We start from the raw sequence: 17322 nt of genomic DNA, 5'->3' as shown, positions 1-17322 counted from the left end.
CCTGGGCGGCTGAAAGCCGTCCCGGGATCCATCCTAGACCGCCGAGCCCTCCGATGGATCCCGGGACGGCTTTCAGCCGCCCAGGATGACGGTGCGCTTTTTGATGAGACGCGGAGTCATCCGCGGCAGGTCCAGGAATGAGCGACACCGCGCGCTACCTCGTGAGCCGTCTCGTCACGACGCTGCTGATCGTGCTTGGCGCGATGCTGCTGCTGTTCACGCTCTCGGCGATCGTGCCGGGCGATCCGGCAACCGCCCTGCTCGGTCCGCAGGCCACACCTGAATATGCGCGGCGCTTCATCGTCGAGATGGGGCTCGACCAGCCCTGGTATCGCCGCCTGCCGACCTTTCTCGGCCATGTCCTGACCGGCAATCTCGGCACCGACGTGCTCTCCGGGCGGCCGGTCACGGGTATCGTCGGCGCGGTGATCCCCTACACCTTCATTCTGACTTTCGCCTCGATCGGGCTCGCGGTCGTGATCGGCGTACCGCTCGGCTGTTATGCCGCGACGCATCGCGGTTCGGCGCTCGATCATGCGCTGGCGTTCATCAGCGTCGCCTTCATCGCGATCCCCTCCTTCGTCATCGCGATCTTCCTGCTGCTGATCTTCTCGATCTGGCTCGACTGGCTGCCCGTGCTCGGCGCCGGTCAGCCCGGCGATTGGCTCGACCAGGCCAAGCGCCTGATCCTGCCGACGACAGCGCTGAGCGTCGGCTGGATCGGCTTCATCGCGCGCCTCATGCGCAGTTCCATGCTGGAGGTGATGGGCGAGAACTATATCCGCACCGCGCGCGCCTACGGCCTGCCGAGCCGGATGGTGACCTATAAATACGCGCTCAAGAACGCCTGCATCCCGACCATCGCCGTGCTCGGCATGGGCATCGGCCGCTTGCTCGGCGGGGCGGTGCTGGTCGAGATCGTCTTCGCGCGACCGGGCCTCGGCCGCCTGATTTTCGATGCGATCGCGACCCGCAATTTCCCTGTCCTGCAGGGTGCCGTGCTGGTCGTGGTGCTGATCTTCGTCGTCACCAACCTCCTCGTCGATCTCAGCTATTCCGCGATCGATCCGCGCATCCGCCGCGATGGCGCTCAGCAGGCGGCCGGGCAATGAATGCGCTGGCAGTGACAGCCGGCACCGTCCGACGCATCGGTTCGCATCTCGGCGGCGCGGTCGGGCTCGTTATCGTCGCGGTCGTGGTGCTGTCGGCCGTGTTTGCGCCGCTGGTGGCGACGCATGATCCCGATGCGCTGGATGTGCTGAACCGCTTCTCCGGCCCCACCGCCCAGCACTGGCTCGGTACCGACCATCTCGGGCGCGATCTCTATAGCCGCCTCGTCCATGGCGCGAGCGTCGCGATGGCGGTGGCGTTGACCGCGATCTCGACGGCGCTCATCGCCGGCACGCTGCTCGGCATCCTCGCGGCCTCGCTGCCGGCGCGGTCCGAGCGGCTCATCCTGATCCTGTTCGACGTGATCTCGTCCTTCCCCAGCCTCGTGCTGGCGCTGGCGGTCGTCGCGGTTTTCGGCCCCTCGACCATGCTCGTGGTGATCATCGTCGCGGTCACGCTGATCCCGCATTTCGGCCGTGTCGCCCGCGCCCAGGTGCTGACCGTGCGCAATGCGCCCTATATCGAGGCCGAGCGGCTGCTCGGCGCATCCTCCTGGCGCATCGTCTTCTCGCATATCCTGCCCAATATCGCCGGGCCGCTCGTCGTGCTCGCCTCGATCGATATTCCCGTGGTCATCACCATCGAGGCCGGGCTGTCCTTCATCGGGCTCGGCGTCAGGCCGCCGCTCGCGAGCTGGGGCACGCTGATCTATGACGGCTATGCCTATCTCTCCGATTCCAAGCTCCCCGTGGTGATCGCCAGCAGCGCGCTCGCTCTTGCCACGCTCGGCTTCACGCTCTTCGGCGAGGCGCTTCGCGACGCGGTCGATCCGCGCCTCGACGGGGAGCGCTAGCGATGGCGGGCACCACCACAGTCATTCTGGGGCGGTCCATCGGACCGAACCCGGAACCCACGACCGGGCGAGCGTTTTTCGGTTGCCGAACCGTGTCACCCGGTCGTGGGTTCCGGGTTCTTCGCGGAGTTTATCCTTGGGCCGACCAAAGGTCGGACCCGAGGGCGAAGCCTCGAAATGACAGAGGGGGGCGACATGATTGACGCATCTCCCCTCGTCAGCATCCGCAAGCTGACGCTCGACGCCATGACCGAGCGCGGCCCGGCTCATATCCTGCGCGGGCTCGACCTCGAGATCGGGCGCGGCCGCATTCTCGGCGTCGTCGGCGAATCCGGCTCCGGCAAATCGACGCTCGCCTCCGCCTTGCTGCGCTTGCTCCCGAGCAATGTCAGCCGGCTCGACGGCGAGATCCGCTTCGACGGTACCGATCTGCTCGCGCTCCCGGCCAATGAGATGCAGGCCTGGCGCGGTGTGCGCATCGCCATGATCTTCCAGGATCCGATGACGGCGCTGAACCCGCTTTTCACTGTCGGCACCCATATGGTCGATGTGCTGCGGCGGCGCTTTCCCGAACTGTCGCGGCGCGAGGCGCTTGCTCGCAGCGAAGTCATGCTGGTCAAGGTCGGCATCGCCGATCCGCATCTGCGCCTGAAGGCCTATCCGCACCAATTATCGGGCGGCATGCGCCAGCGCGTGATGATCGCCATGGCGCTCTCGGTCGAGCCCGACCTGCTGCTTGCGGATGAGCCGACGACGGCGCTCGACGCCACGGTCGAAGCCCAGATCGTCGCGCTGTTCGACCGGCTCAGGCAGGATTTTTCCGGCTCGATCGTCTTCATCTCGCATCATCTCGGGCTCGTCGCCGAGCTCTGCGACGATCTCTGCGTGATGTATGGCGGCGCGATCGTCGAGACCGGCCCGGTCGCCGAGGTGCTGCGGGCTCCGCGCCATCCCTATACCCGCGCGCTGCTCGACTGCGAGATCGAGGATGGCGACGAGGGCCGGCTTGCGACGATTCCCGGCGAGGTGCCCAATCCGCTGAGCGAATTGACGCAATGCATCTTCGCCAGCCGCTGCGCCCACACCGTCGATATCTGCCTGGAGCGGCACCCACCGCTTGCGGCCATGGGACAGGGCCGGCAGGCGGCCTGCATTCGCTCGGCCGAGGTGTTGCCATACGAGGTGCTGCCATGAGCGCACCAGTGGCTGAGCGCGCGCCATTGATCGCCTTCGACGATGTCTCGCTCGTCTATGACGGCAAGGTGCGGGCGCTCGACGGCGTCTCCTTCGCGATCGACCGCGGCGAGATCGTCGGCCTCGTCGGGGAATCCGGCTCGGGCAAGACCACGCTCTGCCGCGTGCTGATGGGGCTGCTGCCCGCCTCATCCGGCCGCGTAACGATCGCCGGGGAGCCGCTGGCGGCGCGGCTCGCGCGCGATCCGCTCGGCTTCCGCCGGCAGGCGCAGATGCTCAAGCAGGAGGCGGTCGCCTCGCTCTCGCCGCGCATGCGCATCCGGGCGCTGGCCGAGGAGCCGTTGAAGATCCACGGATTGCCGATGGTCGAGGGCCGCGCCCGCTTGCTGCGCATCCTCAAGCGCCTCGGCTTGCCCGAGGCGACACTCGACAAATTTCCGCATCAGGTCTCGGGCGGACAGGCGCGCCGCGTCGCGATCCTGCGCGCTTTGGTGCTGGAGCCGCAGATCATCGTCGCCGACGAACCGACCGCTGGTCTCGACGTCTCCGTGCAGGGCGATCTGCTCAATCTGATGCGCGACCTGCATGAGGAGTTCGCGCTGACCTATCTCGTCGTCAGCCACAACCTCAATGTCGTGCGCCGGCTGACCGGCCGGACGATCGTGATGTATCTCGGCCAGATCGTAGAGGAAGCGCCGACCAGGGCGCTGTTCGAGGCCCCGGCCCACCCCTATGCGGCAGCGCTGCTCTCGACCAACCCCTCCGTCGATCCGGCCAGGCGCCGCGAGCGCATCATCCTGAAGGGCGAGATCCCGAGCCCGATCAATCCGCCTTCCGGCTGCCGCTTCCATACGCGCTGCCCGCAGGTCGCGGAGCGCTGCAAGATCGAGATGCCGGAGCTGCGCGAGCTGGGCTCCGGCCGCCGCGTGCGTTGCCATTTCCCACTGACCGAAGCTGCCGGAGCCGGATGATTTCAGATGGGCTCACCTAGTGATTCCATCTGAAATCATCCGACTCTACCTCCTTGTTTTATCGCATTTTCTTCACGCGAACCGGTGTCCACTTCGCTCGAAAATGCTCTAGTCGAACGGTCTGATCCCGAGGAGCAAGAGCCATGTCCGCGCCCGCTGCCATGCCGCCGATCTACATCACCTATATGAACCGCCTCGACATCGAGGCGCTCGCCATCACCGATGACGAGATCCTGGCTGCGATCGAAGGCTCACTGGCGACGCAGGGGCGCGGCGAGGCGGTGATCGAGCCGCGCATGCATCTCGAGCCCAGGGCCGCGAACGGCCATTTCAACGTGCTGCGCGGTGCGCTCGGCGGCGAGATCGACGCAGCCGGCGTCAAGGTCGTTGGCGATTTCGTCGAGAACTACAAGATCGGCCTGCCTTCGGAACTCGCGGTGCTGACCCTGTTCGACCGCTTCAACGGCAGCCCCAAGGCGATCCTCGATGCGTCGGGCATCACCGATATGCGCACCGGTGCGGTCACTGCCATCGGCGCGAAATATCTCGCTCGCAAGGGCTCCAAGGTGCTCGGCCATATCGGCGCACGTGGTACCGCCTATTGGAATGTCCGCCTGCTCGACCATCTCTTCGATTTCGACGAGATCCGCGTGCATTCGCGCCGGCCCGAGAGCCGCGACGGTTTTGCGGCGAAACTCTCCGCCGATCTCGGCAAGCGCGTCATCGCGACGCCGGATTGGCGCTCCTGCGTCGAGGGCGCCGACATCGTCGTCGAAGCCTCGCGGCTCGACCAGCCCGACCCGATGCTGAAGACGCAGTGGATCAAGAAGGGCGCCTTCGTCGTGCCCTATGGCACGATGAGCGCGGTCGAGTTCTCGCTGACCGACATCATGAGCAAGCTCGTCGTCGATGATTGGGGCCAGTGCAAGGGCGGCAAGTTCGGTAGCCTGCGCGCCCATGTCGAGGCCGGCAAGCTCTCGGAGGCGACGCTGCATGCCGAGATGGGCCAGATCGTCGCCGGGTTGAAAACTGGCCGCGAGAGCGAGGACGAGACCATCCTGTTCTGGCATCGCGGCCTGTCGCTGTCGGATATCGCGCTCGGCCACGCCATGCTGGAGAAGGGCAAGCGGCTGGGCATCGGCCAGCGCCTGCGCTTCGCCTGAACGGGGTCAGGCCGATGCTCGTCGCCAATGCGCGGATGTATGCGGTCAACGCCGGTGTTCGCGCTGCCTGGACGAAACTGTTCGCACTGGTCTCGGAGAAGGCCGGCGTGCCGCTTGCGGTGATCGAGCATGCCGCGCCCGCGCCGCTCGAAGCGCTCTGGCGGCGCGAGGATCTCGGCCTCGCCTTCATCTGCGGCTTTCCCTTCGCCAGTGGCGGCTTTTCCGTGCAGCCGATCGCGGCGCCCATTCCCGCAAACCCGCTCGCATCCGGAAAACCTCTCTACGCCAGCGATCTGATCGTGTGCGCCGACGGCCCGCTCCGGACGTTGGAGGATTCGTTTGGTGGCCGCATCGGCTGGACGGCGAGGCATTCGCAATCCGGCTTCCAGGCGCTGCGCCGACACCTGCTGCCCTATGTCAAATCTGGTGCATCGCTCTATCGTGAAAGCGTTGGCGAGCTGATGACGCCGCGCCGGGTGATCGAGGCCGTGCTCGACGACCGCATCGATATCGGGCCGCTCGATTCCTATTTCCACGATGTGCTGAAGCGCCACGAGCCGGGGACAGCGGCAAGGCTGCGCGTCGTCGCGACGACGCAGCCGACGCCGATGCCGTTGCTGGCTGCTTCGGCCGGGCTCGATCCCGCGATTGTTGCAGCTTTGCGCGGCGCGTTGCTGGGGCTTGGCGCGGCCTCGGCGGCAAAGCCTGTCCTCGCCGAATTGTGCCTCACCGGCTTTGCCGCCGTCGAGCTTGACGACTACAGGCCTTTGCTGGTGCAGGCCGCAGCCCTCGACGAATCCGGATATGGCGAGCCGGGATAGGGCGCGCTCAGTCGTTCCAGAGGCCGCCGGTGATGCTGATCGTTTCGCCCGTGATGTAGTCTGCTTCGTCTGAGGACAGGAAGGCGACGGCCTTGGCGATGTCGTCGGGAAGGCCCGGCCGCCGCAGGGGGATCGCCTGCGCGCGCTCATAGGCGTCGGGCAGCCCCTCGGCCTTGCGCTTGATCTCGGATTCGTCGCGCATCTTGGTGTCGACAATCAGGCCCGGCCCGACGGCGTTGACGCGCACGCCGTGCTCGCCGAGTTCGGTCGCGAGCGACTGGGTGATGCCGACAATCGCGAATTTCGAGGCGCAATAGGCACTGTACGAAGCTACGCCCGATTTTCCCATCCAGGAGGCGATGTTGACGATTGCGCCCTTGCGGTTCCCGATCATCTCGGGCGCGACGGCGCGCGTCATGTGGAACAGCCCGTCGACATTGACCGAGAAATGCGCCTTCCAGTCCGCTTCGCTGGTCTCGAGCAGCTTGCCGACCTTCAGGATGCCGGCATTGTTGACCAGGATGTCGATGGAGCCGAGCGCCGCGCGCAGCTTCGCGACGGCGGCCTCCACCTGAGCGCTCGACGAGACGTCGCCGGCCGCCACCGCGACCTTGCCGCCATCCTTGCGCAGGCTTTCAGCCGTCGCCTCGGCGGCCGTGAGATCAAAATCCAGAATGCCGACATCGCAGCCCTCGGCAAGCAGCCGCGCAGCGATGGCCCGGCCGATGCCATGAGCGGCGCCGGTGACGATCGCCTTGCGTCCTTCAAGTCCGTACATGCGCGAAAATCCTGTCGGTCGGAGTCTGGAGAGCGGGCCGCTCTTTATAATATATCAGCGCGCTGTCCAACCGCCGTCGGCAACCAGCGTCGTTCCCGTGCAGAACGACGACTCGTCGCTGGCGAGAAAGAGCATCGCCCTGGCGATCTCGACGGGCTGTCCCAGTCGCTCCATCGCCTGGCGCTGCTCTAGGCCGCGTCGGAGTTCGGCGCCGTCGGGTCCGCTCAGGATCTTGGCGAAATAGGGCGATTCGATCGTGCCCGGTGCGACGCAGTTGATCCGGATCTTCGCTGCGACATGGTCGATCGCCATCGCCCGCGTCAGCGCGGCGACCGCGCCCTTGGAGGCGACATAGGCTGCGCGGTCGGTGATGCCGACATTGGCGACGGCAGACGCCGTGTTGACGATGACGCCGCCGCCCTGTTTCTCCATCACGGGAATGGCGTATTTGCAGCCGAAGAACACGCCCTTGACGTTCACCGCCATCAGCGCGTCCCAGTCGGCTTCCGATGTGGTGACGACCGTGCCGGCGAAACCGAAGCCGGCATTGTTGACGAGGATGTCGAGCCGGCCATGATCGGCGACGACCCTGTCGATCATCGCCTTGATCTCGGCTTCCTTGCTGACGTCGATCGTATGTGCGGTCGCCTTGCCGGAATTGCTCTTGATCTCGGTCGCGACGCGTTCCGCAGCAGCCCCGTCACGGTCGGCGACGATCACGACCGCGCCCTCTGCAGCGAAGAGCTTCGCCGCCTCGTGGCCGATGCCGGAACCGCCCCCGGTGATGATCGCGATCTTGCCAGCAAGCTTCATCCTGTCCGTCCTTCGTCTCGTCACGGGATTGCGCCGTATTTATATATCAGGTGCGACTGGCCGTCACAGCATCATCACTGGCGCGAAGAACTGCTCGATCGCCGCCAGCAGCGAGCGGCCGACGATCCAGGAGGATTTCGGATTGCTCGGCGAGGGCCGGTTGGCGATGGCAAGATGCATCGTGCCGAATTCGCTGCGCGCGGTCACGACATGGGTGTTGCCGGTCGCAGTGGGGTCGCAGACCACATCGACGCCGGTCGCCTCGAAGCCCGGCCCTGCCAGCGCCAGCGCTGCCGCGACATTGAGGTTTTGCGGATAGGCGGCCGCTGCCTCGCGCGCATTGCCCGAGAACAGGGTCACGGGGGCGTCGAGCCTGTCGGGATCATGGCCGAGCGCCTTGAGCTCCGCGCTCCAGGCGGCGGGAGGCTTGCGCGATTCATAGCGCAGCGTCAGCTCGCTCGCATGCCGAACCGCGCGGACATAGTCGAGCCCACCGAGCGCGCCCGAGGGCAGCAGCAAGCGCCCGCCATGCTCGCGCGCCGTGGCGACGAGGCTCGCAAGCAAAGCCTCGTCATGCAAGGCGCCGATCGAGGAGATCAGCACGGGAAGGCCAAGCGCAAGACATCCCGGAACGCTGCCGCGCACCGCCTCATGGCCTGCCGCCTCGACGACGAGGTCGGGCGCGAAGGCTGCAAGCTCCGTAAGGTCCGAGAGTGGCGTGCAGTTCTGTGGCAGGCGCTGGCGCGAGGCCGATCCCGGCCTCAGCAGCACACCGAGCGCATTGCCCGGCTGCGGCGCGTCGAGCAGCGCGGCAGCGAGATCGCCGGCGATCGCGCCGAAGCCGATCAGGACGAGGCGGCGCGGCTTCATAAGAGCTCGCCGATCCATTCCGCGACATTCGCGGTGAAGGCGTCGGGTCGCGAGACCGGGAAGAAATGCCCGCCCGTGTCGAGCATCGTCTTGCGCGATCCAGGCAGTGCTGCCGCCAGCTCCTCCTGCAGGAAGGCTGGCACGATCATGTCGTCGCGCGCGCCCAGGACCAGGATCGGCATCATCAGCGAGGCGGTGCTGGCGGAGCCGTCGAAGGACATCAGCGCGTCGATGCGCTCACGTACGACCTGCCGCGCCTGCGCCGTCACCGGGGCGGCGGCGAGGGCGGCCTCGTAAGTGCCCCAATTCGCCTCGATCCAGGCTGGCGGATAGGCCATCAGCGCAGCGGTCGCGGCATAGGCGTGCGGGTTCTCGTCGAGGATCGCGCGACGGGTGCCGAACAGGCTGGTCATATAGCGGCTGGGCTTGAGCCAGGTCGCGCTCAGGATCAGCCCGTCGAGCCGTTCGGGCGCGAGCCGGCCCAGCGCCTGGCCGATGCAGCCGCCGGTCGAATGGCCGAGCAGGACAGCGCGATCGGCGCCGGCGGCATCGAGCACGCCAAGGCAGTCCTGTGCCAATTGGTCGATGGTGCAGGCGGCGGTGCCGCGCGTGCTCGCGCCGATGCCGCGCTGGTCGAAGCGGATGACGCGGAAGGAGCGCGCCAGCGTCGTGGCATTGCTCTTCCAGAAGCCGGCTGTACCGCCCAGCCCGCTGACGAGCAGCAGCGTCGGGCCCTGGCCCTCACTGGTCGCGTGCAGTACGGCGCCGTCGGGAGTTTCGGCGGTGAAATGTCCGGCCGCGCCGGATTGCGATGCGGTGCTCATTGCAGTGGCGAATAGGAAACGGGGTTGAGGATGCGCGTGTTCTGGATGTCGATCAGCCCATCGACGCGCTTGAGGTAGTCCTGCCAGCGCGCATCGGCCAGCATCGTCTTGCGCTTGGCCGTGCGCTCGTCGAGACTCTGATAGCTCCAGAGCGCGACGACATGGTTCAGTTCGCCGATCTCGGTGGTGAAATAGGCGATGAAATTGCCCAGATGCTCCTTCTGCAGCGGCAGGCCGTGCTCGCCATAGATCTTGACGAACTCGCCAAGCTTGCCAGCCTTGATGCGATAGTCGCGCTCTTCATAGATCATCGGGCGATCCTCCCTTCTCACGCATCAGGCATGAGGATCTGCGCCCTCATGCTCATGCGTCTGCTGCATCACGCTGAGCCGTTCGCCGCAACTGCGGCTTCGGTCATGCCCGTTAAGCATGGCCTAGCTGGCTCGCCGCCGCCATGCACGCAAAGACGGGGCCGGGGCGCGGGCCATGCAGATCACCTGTGGGCAAGCAGGGCAGGCGGCGGCCCGACCAAGGCCGCCGCAGAGGCCGCGGTTTGGACTGCGTTCTCGGGGGAACGGTTGTTCCGGAGCGGCCGCTGCGGCTGCCCTCGGCGTGGGGTTGGGGCTTTTACGGCTGCGGGCCGGTCGGCGAAGCCGGAGCCGTGGGGATCTCGCCGGTGGCCGGGGCGGGCGAATTCGGACCTTCGAGCCCGACCAGCGCGATCTTGAGATAGCCTGCCGCGCGCAGCGTGTTCATCAGCTTGACGACCTCGCCATAGGAGACCGACTGGTCGGCGCGGACAAAGATGCGCTGCTCGCGGTCGGACCTGGTCTGGGCGTCGAGCGCCGTGGCGAGCTGCTCGGCGGCGACGGGCTGTTCGCCCAGCACCATCGCGAGATCGGCCTTCAGCGTCAGGAAGACCGGCTTCTCCGGGCGCGGCTGAGGCTTGGCGGTCGAGACCGGAAGCTCGACTGGCGCATCGACAGTGGAGAGCGGGGCTGCGACCATGAAGATGATCAGCAGCACCAGGATCACGTCGATGAACGGCGTGACGTTGATCTCGCTGGCCTCGGGCAGGTCGTCGTCGCCGAAGCCGCCATTCGCATTGATGCCGCCGGCCATGGCGTCACTCCGCAGCGCGCTGCAGCGCGCTGCGGCCGCGGTCGAGATCGCGCGAGACCAGCCGGGCCACGGTCGCGGCGGCGTCGCCGACCTCGGCGCGGTAGCCGGCGATGCCGCGGCTGAACAGGTTGTAGATGATCACGGCGGGAATGGCGGCGACGAGGCCGATCGCGGTGGCGAGCAGCGCCTCGGCGATGCCCGGAGCGACCACGGCGAGGTTGGTAGTCTGCGCCTTGGAGATGCCGATGAACGAATTCATGATGCCCCAGACGGTGCCGAACAGGCCGACGAAGGGCGCAGTCGAGCCGATCGTCGCCAGCCAGCCCGTGCCGCGCGCGATCTCGCGGCTGGCGGCGAGCTCGATCCGGTGCAGCCGCGAGACGACGCGCTCCTTGATGCCGTCCTTGTCATAGGCCTGCTTGGAGGCGTGCATCTCTTCCACCGCGGCCTCGATCAGCTTGCGGCCGAGCCTTTGCGCCTTGGCGAGTGCCAGCGAAGCCTCACTGAGGGTAGTCTGCTTTGCCAGGATCCGGGTCGCCTGCCGCAGTCGGCGCTTGGCGGCGCTCAATTCAAGCGTCTTGGCGAGCCCGATCGTCCAGGTCACGACCGAGGCGAAGGCCAGGCCCGCCATCACCGATTTCACGACGATATCGGCGGCCATAAACATCGACCAGGGCGAGAGGTCGTGCGGCATGGTCGAGGCCTGCGCATGGGCAAGGGCGGGGATGAACAGGAACGTCGCAGCGGCTGCGAGGCGCAGCGCCCGGCGATGTCCGGTGGTTGATTGGCGCGTCATGGTCACATCTCGGCCTAGTGGCGAATGAGGTTGTGGTGGCTTCCCGTCAGGCGGCCGCTGGCCCGCGCCGCGGTGGTTGCTCGGGTTCGGCGATCTGGGTGGCCAGGGGAGCCGTGGCGGCCTGCCGCGAACGGGCTTGTCTTTAAGGCGCGATGTTGGCGAGTCAATGGCTCGAATGCAATGCAGCATACGAAATATATATTCAATATCAGTATCTTAGAGGGATTCTAAGGAAAGGCCGAGCGGCCGGGAGGGGGGCTGCGCCGGCTGCTTCCGTTCATCAGCCGTTCATGTCAAGTTCATTCGGTCGCGGCTAAGTGTCTGTTAAGGCTCGCTTGCGGCGGGACGATCCGGTTGCGTGGTCTGGGGGGATCCGTCGCTGTTGCCGAGCTCGGACGACATGCAGGGCGTGGCCGGGCTGCCGAGTGACCGGCAGGTCGCCTGGCGTTTCGCCGGGCTGACCGGCGGCTTCTGGCGGGGCGCGAGCGCCCGCCGCGCCTGGTTCTGGTCACTCCTGCTCGCAGTTGCGATCATTCTCTCCGTTTTCGCCAATGTCACCGTCAATCGCTGGAACGGCTGGTTCTTCGACGCGCTGGAGAAGAAGGACAGCGAGAGCGCGCTGATTGCGATGGCGGTCTTTCCGGTGCTGGTCCTGATCGCGGCCGGGCTCGGCGTCGTCATCCTCGTCGCCCGCGAGACCTTCCAGGTGCATTGGCGGCAATGGGTCACGGCAAAGCTGGCCGATGGCTGGATCAATGAGCGCCGCTTCTTCCGGCTCGGCCTCTCCGGTTACGAGCCGGCCAATCCCGAATACCGCATCGCCGACGATGTCCGCTGGGCGACCGAGCCGGTGGTCGATTTCGCCATCGGCCTGCTCACGGCGGTCATCACCATCATCACCTTCATCGAGATCCTCTGGGAGATCGGCGGCGCGCTGCAGATCGTGACCGGCGGCGGCCGGGTCACGATCCCCGCCTATATGGTCCTGGCGGCGATCGTCTATGCCGTACTCGTCTCCCTCCTCATCAGCATCGTCGGGCGCCGCCTGCCGCGACTGATCGCGGCGCGCAATGAGGGCGAGGCGCGGCTGCGCTTCTCCTTGATGCGCATCCGCGACCATGGCGAGACGATCGCGCTCGCCCGTACCGAACCCAGCGAGCGCCGCGCCGTGGCGCAGACCTATGACGGCCTCGTCAAGCGCTGGCTCGCGATGATCCGCCAACGCGGCCGTTTGACCTGGATCACCAATGGCAGCGGCGCGCTCGTGCCGGTGGTGCCGCTGCTGCTGGCCGCGCCGAAATACCTCTCCGGCGAGATGTCGCTCGGCGGTGTCGTGCAGGTCGCGGCTGCCTTCGTGGCGGTGCAGAACGCCTTCAACTGGCTGCTCGACAACTTCATGCGCATCGCCGAATGGCTTGCGGCCGCACGGCGCGTCAACGAACTCGCCGATGCGCTTGAGCGCGTCGATGGCGAGCCTCCGGGCGATCATCTCAGCGTGATGCCGAGCCCCGACGGCCTGCTGCGGCTGCATGGGGTCACGCTGATCGACCGTGACGGCCGCACGCTTGCCGCCGATATCGAGCTGTCGCTGCCGCCGGGCGCGACGCTGCATCTCTCGGGCGAGCTCGGCCTCGGCAAGGCCGCCCTGATCCAGGCGATCGCCGGCCTCTGGCCCTGGGGGCGGGGCGAGATCGCGCTGCCGCGGGAGGCGCTGGTGACGGTCGTGCCGCAGAAGCTGCATCTGACCGAGGGCAGCTTGCGGGCCGTGCTCGATACCGGGCTGACCCGTCCCTCCGAGCCTCTGCTGGAGGCTCTGCGACGCTATGGCCTGTCGGCTCTCGCGCCGCGGCTCGACGAGGTTCGTGACTGGGACAAGGAACTCGCGACCGGGGACCGGCAGCGCCTTGCGCTCGCTCGTGCCGAGCTGGAGGCGCCCGACATCATCCTGCTCGATGAGGCGACGAGCGCGCTCGAGACCGACATGGCGCTGGAGCTGATCGAGGAGTTGCGCGCGGCACGGCCGGACGCGATCATCCTCGCCTTCGGCCAGAGCGCCGGTTTCGCCGAGGCCGCGACGCATCGTCTGGTTCTGAAGCGGGCCGGCGGCGTCGTGCGCATGGCCGGAGCCGACAAGGCGCGCGCGGGCGCGCATGCCGAGCTGGCTGAGTAGGGCGCCATGAAGCGCTGTTCAGCAAGGGTTCAGCGGGGGCGCAGGCTCCTGTGCCTGCGACCTCATCCTTCCCTCAAGCCGCCGGTGGGAGCGCCGGCGCTCATGCCAAGGAGCCGACATCGATGACAGCCGCAACGATGAACATCTGGGACGTCTATTGGGGCCTGCGCGTCGACCAATGCCCCTGCGACGTGCATTTCGTCGAATGGCTGGAGGAGGAGGGGCTCACCAGCAAGCGCATCTACCATTTCGGCACGGGCGGGCATCATTATGTCGGCATCCGCTGCGCGGAGCCGGAATTGAACAACACCGTGCTCGGCATCACCGCCTCGCCCAAGGAATATGACGCCTTCGTCAAGCTGGCGACGGCAAGCCCGACCATCACCAAGACCTATTCAGCCTATTTCGGCGACATCTACACCAGCAACGCCCGGCTGCTGCCGCGCTTCGATATCGTGACGCTGTTCCATGCCTGCGAGTTCAGGACCGAGGCCAACGACGCCTATGGCGCGTTGACCGATCGCGAGGTGATCGACCTCTTCACCGCCCAGACCGATATCGGCGGCTATCTCCTGTTCTACACCGGCTCCTTCGCCTACGCCTCGGCCGAGCCGATTATCGCCGACTGGGCCAGGACGGCGCAGGTCGACGAGGTTGCCAGCTTCAAGACGCTGCGGGTGTTCCGGAAGACCGGCTGAGGATGTTGGAGGCGGCTCCCGACGGCGTGGTTCTGAGCGCAAACAACGCGCCCGAACTGGCAAGGATTGCTTGCCGTCGCGCACGGCGTTAGGTTTATCCGGCAACTCGTCGAGAAAGGAGGGCCGCGTGATCACGTTTGTTCGTCACCATCATACGCGTGGCCCGGTCAACGCCCTGCAAAGCTGTTTGCAGGGCTGACCAGAGACGATTGCTTCACGGTTCTCTTCCCGGTCTGCCCTTCGTGGTAGCGCAGCGCTGAGCCTTCAATGGCTCGCGGCTCGCGCCTCTTCACACATACCGAGCTTGGGAGGCTGCGGCCCCCGGTCCCGCATCGCGCGTCTTTAGCGGCGCATGCTGGTCACGGCTCGGGCAGAGCAGAGACCGACAATGGCATTGATCAATCTGAGGAATCTCGGCGTCACCTTGGGCGCGCCGCTCTTTTCGAACCTGGACCTGACGATCGGGGCGAATGACCGTCTCGGCCTCGTCGCCGCCAATGGCCGGGGCAAGTCGACCCTCCTGCACTGTCTCGCAGGTGGGGGCGAGCCCAGCGCGGGCGAGATCACGCGCTCGCGCGGCTTGCGCGTCGGGCATGTCGAGCAGGATATCCCGGCCCGGTTCGCTGACACGGCCTTCCATGACCTCGTCCGCCAGGCCTTGCCGGCGGAGCAGGCCGACAGCGAAGGCTGGCGCGTCGATGTGGTGCTCGACTCGCTCGAGGTTCCCGAGCCGCTGCGCCAGCGCCCGCTCTCGCGCCTGAGCGGTGGCTGGCAGAGGTTGGCGATGCTGGCGCGCATCTGGGTGACGGAGCCCGATCTGTTGCTGCTGGACGAGCCGACCAACCATCTCGATCTCGCCCGGATCAGCCAATTGGAAGACTGGCTCAATGCCCTGCCGCGCGAGGTGCCCGTGGTCATATCGAGCCATGACCGCGCCTTCTTGGACGCGACGACCAACCGGACGCTGTTCCTGCGCCCGGAGCGCTCCCAGGTCTTCGCCTTGCCCTATACACGGGCGCGGCTTGCGCTCGACGAGGTCGATGCCTCGGAGGAGCGCCGGTTCCAGCGCGACCTGAAGACCGCTCAGCAATTGCGCCGGCAGGCCGCGAAGCTCCGGAATATCGGGATCAATTCCGGCAGCGACCTCCTGGTGGTCAAGACCAAGCAGCTCAAGGACAGAGCCGAGCGCCTGGAGGATGCCGCCTTGCCCGCGCATCGCGAGCGCTCGGCGGGGGCGATCAGGCTCGCCAATCGCGGCACCCATGCCAAGGTCCTGGTCACGCTCGACGATGCGACCATCGCGGCACCCGACGGGACGCTGCTGTTCAAAACGGGCAAGCGCTGGATCAACCAGGGCGATCGCATCGTCCTGCTCGGAGCCAACGGGACCGGCAAGTCGCGCCTCGTCAGCCTGATCAGGCGCGCGATCGTGGAACCTCAAGGAGCGCTGGAGGCGATCAGGGCGACGCCGTCTCTGAAACTCGGCTATAGCGATCAAAACCTGTCCGAGCTTGCGCCTGACGACACGCCCGGGGCGGCAATCGGCGGGCGCTTCGATGTCGGCGATCAGCGCGCCCGCTCCCTGCTGGCCGGCGCGGGCCTGACAATCGAGATGCAGGACGGTCGCATCGGCCGCCTTTCCGGCGGGCAGAAGGCGCGGTTGATGATGCTGGTCCTGCGCCTGGCCAATCCCAACTTCTACCTGCTGGACGAACCGACCAACCATCTCGACATCGAGGGGCAGGAGGCGCTGGAGGCCGAGTTGATGGCACATGAGGCGAGCGGCCTGCTGGTCTCGCATGACCGCAGCTTCGCCCGGACGGTGGGCAATCGCTTCTGGCTGATCGAGAACCGGCGCCTGGTCGAGGTCGAGGGGCCCGATCAGCTCTTCGCCTCCGTTGCCAGGCGGGATTCCTGACGCAATGAGGCGGCCGCAAAGGCTGCCTCATTGCAATGGGGCGCGTCCCGGAAAAGCCGCCGGGCGCGACCTGCGCCAGCCTCATGGCGCGCATTCGCCGCGCCGTTCCGGCTTGTGCATCCCGGTCGAGGCGTTATCTGTCGGGCAAGGTCGCGTCCTGCGGCCTGTCGCCCCGCCCGGGGATCTGGCGCAGCAGCGTGCGGTCCCGATCAGCCTTCGAGCGAGTTCGCATATGTCCTTCGGCCCGCATGAGCCAGGTATGCCCTTGCGCAGGCGCAGCCGTTGGTGGTGGCTCGGCCCGCTGGCGAGCGCGACGATCTTTTGCGCCTCGCTGGTCGTGCTCTGGTTCATCATCCGGGAGATCGAGCCCGGCGCGCTCGCCGGGGCCTTCGCCAATGCGAGCCAGCGCCAGCTCGGTCTCGCGCTCGGCTTCACCGCGCTGAGCTATCTCCTGCTCACCGGCTATGACGCGCTGGCGCTGAAGCGATTGGGGCTCTCCATCCCCTATCGCACCACGGCGCTCGCCTCCTTCACCAGCTATTCCGTTTCCTTCACGCTCGGTTTCCCGATCGTGACCGGCGGCACGGTGCGTTACTGGATCTATTCGCCCAAGGGGGTGCGCGCCTCCGAGGTCGCGAGCCTGACGGTGATCGCGGGCCTGACCTTCTGGCTCGGCCTCGGCGCGATCCTGTGCGCCTGCCTGTTTTATGATTCCGAGGGCGTCGCGCGGCTGGCGCGCACCTCGCCGCTGGTGGTGCAGGGCGTCGGCGCGGCGGTGGCGGTCGGCACGCTGGGCTACCTCGCCTGGATCGCGAGCGGCGAGCGCACCATCCGCGTCAGCGGTTGGAACCTGCCGCTGCCGGGCTTAGGGATCACGCTCGGCCAGATGTGCCTCGGCGCCTGCGAGGTCTGTGCGGCCGCGGCCGTGCTCTTCGTCCTGCTGCCGGGCGGGCACAATATCGACTATCCGAGCTTCCTGGCGGTCTATGTCTTCGCCTGCCTGATCGGCATCGCCAGCCACGCGCCGGGAGGGCTCGGCGTCTTCGAGGCAACGATGCTGGTCGCACTGAGCCGCCTGCCTTACGAGGGCGTGCTCGGCGCGCTGCTGCTCTTCCGCATCATCTATTACCTGCTGCCTTTCATCCTGGCGCTGGTTCTGCTGGCGCTGAACGAGATGATCAGGCGGATCAGGCGGCGGGAGCGCTGAACCTCGCCAGAGCC

General features: G+C 66.8%; 17 protein-coding genes. 10 read left to right on the top strand and 7 right to left on the bottom strand.

Features of this window, described 5'->3' with window-relative positions; translation table 11 throughout:
• Positions 1-137: 137 nt before the first annotated feature.
• The 6 genes from ACSQ3P_RS12075 (at position 138) to ACSQ3P_RS12050 (ending at position 6112) form a co-directional block, all read left to right on the top strand.
• On the top strand, positions 138-1112 hold the full coding sequence (locus ACSQ3P_RS12075; protein WP_436165799.1) for an ABC transporter permease: 975 nt from the start codon (positions 138-140) through the stop codon (positions 1110-1112).
• Positions 1109-1963, top strand: coding sequence for an ABC transporter permease (locus tag ACSQ3P_RS12070; protein WP_436165798.1), 855 nt, complete (start codon positions 1109-1111; stop codon positions 1961-1963). Before ACSQ3P_RS12075 ends, ACSQ3P_RS12070 begins: the two co-directional genes overlap by 4 nt.
• A gap of 195 nt (positions 1964-2158) precedes the next feature.
• The gene (locus tag ACSQ3P_RS12065; protein WP_436165797.1) at positions 2159-3157 is read left to right on the top strand and encodes an ABC transporter ATP-binding protein; all 999 of its coding nucleotides are present in this window, start codon (positions 2159-2161) and stop codon (positions 3155-3157) included.
• Complete coding sequence (locus ACSQ3P_RS12060; protein WP_436165796.1) at positions 3154-4128, top strand: oligopeptide/dipeptide ABC transporter ATP-binding protein; 975 nt, start codon at positions 3154-3156, stop codon at positions 4126-4128. The genes ACSQ3P_RS12065 and ACSQ3P_RS12060 overlap by 4 nt, the downstream gene beginning before the upstream one ends.
• Before the next feature lie 161 nt (positions 4129-4289).
• On the top strand, positions 4290-5291 hold the full coding sequence (locus tag ACSQ3P_RS12055) for an ornithine cyclodeaminase family protein (RefSeq protein WP_436166244.1): 1002 nt from the start codon (positions 4290-4292) through the stop codon (positions 5289-5291).
• Positions 5292-5305: 14 nt separating this feature from the next.
• Positions 5306-6112 (top strand): phosphate/phosphite/phosphonate ABC transporter substrate-binding protein, encoded by an 807-nt coding sequence (locus ACSQ3P_RS12050; protein WP_436165795.1) that lies wholly within the window; start codon positions 5306-5308, stop codon positions 6110-6112.
• A 7-nt stretch (positions 6113-6119) separates the two neighbouring features.
• On the opposite strand, the gene ACSQ3P_RS12045 is transcribed toward ACSQ3P_RS12050, so the two are convergent.
• The 7 genes from ACSQ3P_RS12045 to exbB all read right to left on the bottom strand — a co-directional run bounded on the left by ACSQ3P_RS12045 (position 6120) and on the right by exbB (position 11213).
• Complete coding sequence (locus ACSQ3P_RS12045; protein WP_436165794.1) at positions 6120-6890, bottom strand: SDR family NAD(P)-dependent oxidoreductase; 771 nt, start codon at positions 6888-6890, stop codon at positions 6120-6122.
• A 54-nt stretch (positions 6891-6944) separates the two neighbouring features.
• The gene (locus ACSQ3P_RS12040) at positions 6945-7703 is read right to left on the bottom strand and encodes an SDR family oxidoreductase (RefSeq protein ID WP_436165793.1); all 759 of its coding nucleotides are present in this window, start codon (positions 7701-7703) and stop codon (positions 6945-6947) included.
• Between the two features lie 63 nt (positions 7704-7766).
• A complete protein-coding gene (locus tag ACSQ3P_RS12035; RefSeq protein ID WP_436165792.1) occupies positions 7767-8573 on the bottom strand; it encodes an aspartate dehydrogenase in 807 nt (268 codons plus the stop codon).
• The gene (locus tag ACSQ3P_RS12030; protein ID WP_436165791.1) at positions 8570-9397 is read right to left on the bottom strand and encodes an alpha/beta fold hydrolase; all 828 of its coding nucleotides are present in this window, start codon (positions 9395-9397) and stop codon (positions 8570-8572) included. The genes ACSQ3P_RS12035 and ACSQ3P_RS12030 overlap by 4 nt, the downstream gene beginning before the upstream one ends.
• A complete protein-coding gene (locus ACSQ3P_RS12025; protein WP_436165790.1) occupies positions 9394-9708 on the bottom strand; it encodes an NIPSNAP family protein in 315 nt (104 codons plus the stop codon). The genes ACSQ3P_RS12030 and ACSQ3P_RS12025 overlap by 4 nt, the downstream gene beginning before the upstream one ends.
• Before the next feature lie 316 nt (positions 9709-10024).
• Positions 10025-10519, bottom strand: a complete 495-nt coding sequence (gene exbD / locus ACSQ3P_RS12020; RefSeq protein WP_436165789.1) for a TonB system transport protein ExbD — start codon at positions 10517-10519, stop codon at positions 10025-10027.
• A gap of 4 nt (positions 10520-10523) precedes the next feature.
• Positions 10524-11213 carry a tonB-system energizer ExbB gene (exbB, locus tag ACSQ3P_RS12015; protein WP_436166243.1) on the bottom strand — a complete coding sequence of 230 codons (690 nt, stop codon included), beginning with the start codon at positions 11211-11213 and terminating at the stop codon, positions 10524-10526.
• A gap of 484 nt (positions 11214-11697) precedes the next feature.
• On the opposite strand from exbB, the gene ACSQ3P_RS12010 reads away from it, so the two are divergent.
• The 4 genes from ACSQ3P_RS12010 to ACSQ3P_RS11995 all read left to right on the top strand — a co-directional run bounded on the left by ACSQ3P_RS12010 (position 11698) and on the right by ACSQ3P_RS11995 (position 17308).
• Positions 11698-13485 carry an ABC transporter ATP-binding protein/permease gene (locus tag ACSQ3P_RS12010; RefSeq protein WP_436165788.1) on the top strand — a complete coding sequence of 596 codons (1788 nt, stop codon included), beginning with the start codon at positions 11698-11700 and terminating at the stop codon, positions 13483-13485.
• 122 nt (positions 13486-13607) lie between these two features.
• On the top strand, positions 13608-14183 hold the full coding sequence (locus tag ACSQ3P_RS12005) for a hypothetical protein (RefSeq protein ID WP_436165787.1): 576 nt from the start codon (positions 13608-13610) through the stop codon (positions 14181-14183).
• Between the two features lie 388 nt (positions 14184-14571).
• Positions 14572-16101 (top strand): ABC-F family ATP-binding cassette domain-containing protein, encoded by a 1530-nt coding sequence (locus ACSQ3P_RS12000; RefSeq protein ID WP_436165786.1) that lies wholly within the window; start codon positions 14572-14574, stop codon positions 16099-16101.
• A gap of 259 nt (positions 16102-16360) precedes the next feature.
• The gene (locus ACSQ3P_RS11995; protein WP_436165785.1) at positions 16361-17308 is read left to right on the top strand and encodes a lysylphosphatidylglycerol synthase domain-containing protein; all 948 of its coding nucleotides are present in this window, start codon (positions 16361-16363) and stop codon (positions 17306-17308) included.
• Positions 17309-17322: the final 14 nt, after the last annotated feature.

Source organism: Allobosea sp. LjRoot9 (genome assembly GCF_964252745.1).
Taxonomy (GTDB): Bacteria; Pseudomonadota; Alphaproteobacteria; order Rhizobiales; family Beijerinckiaceae; genus Allobosea.
Note: the sequence above shows the minus strand (reverse complement) of the source record. Positions and strands in the feature narration are given on the sequence as shown.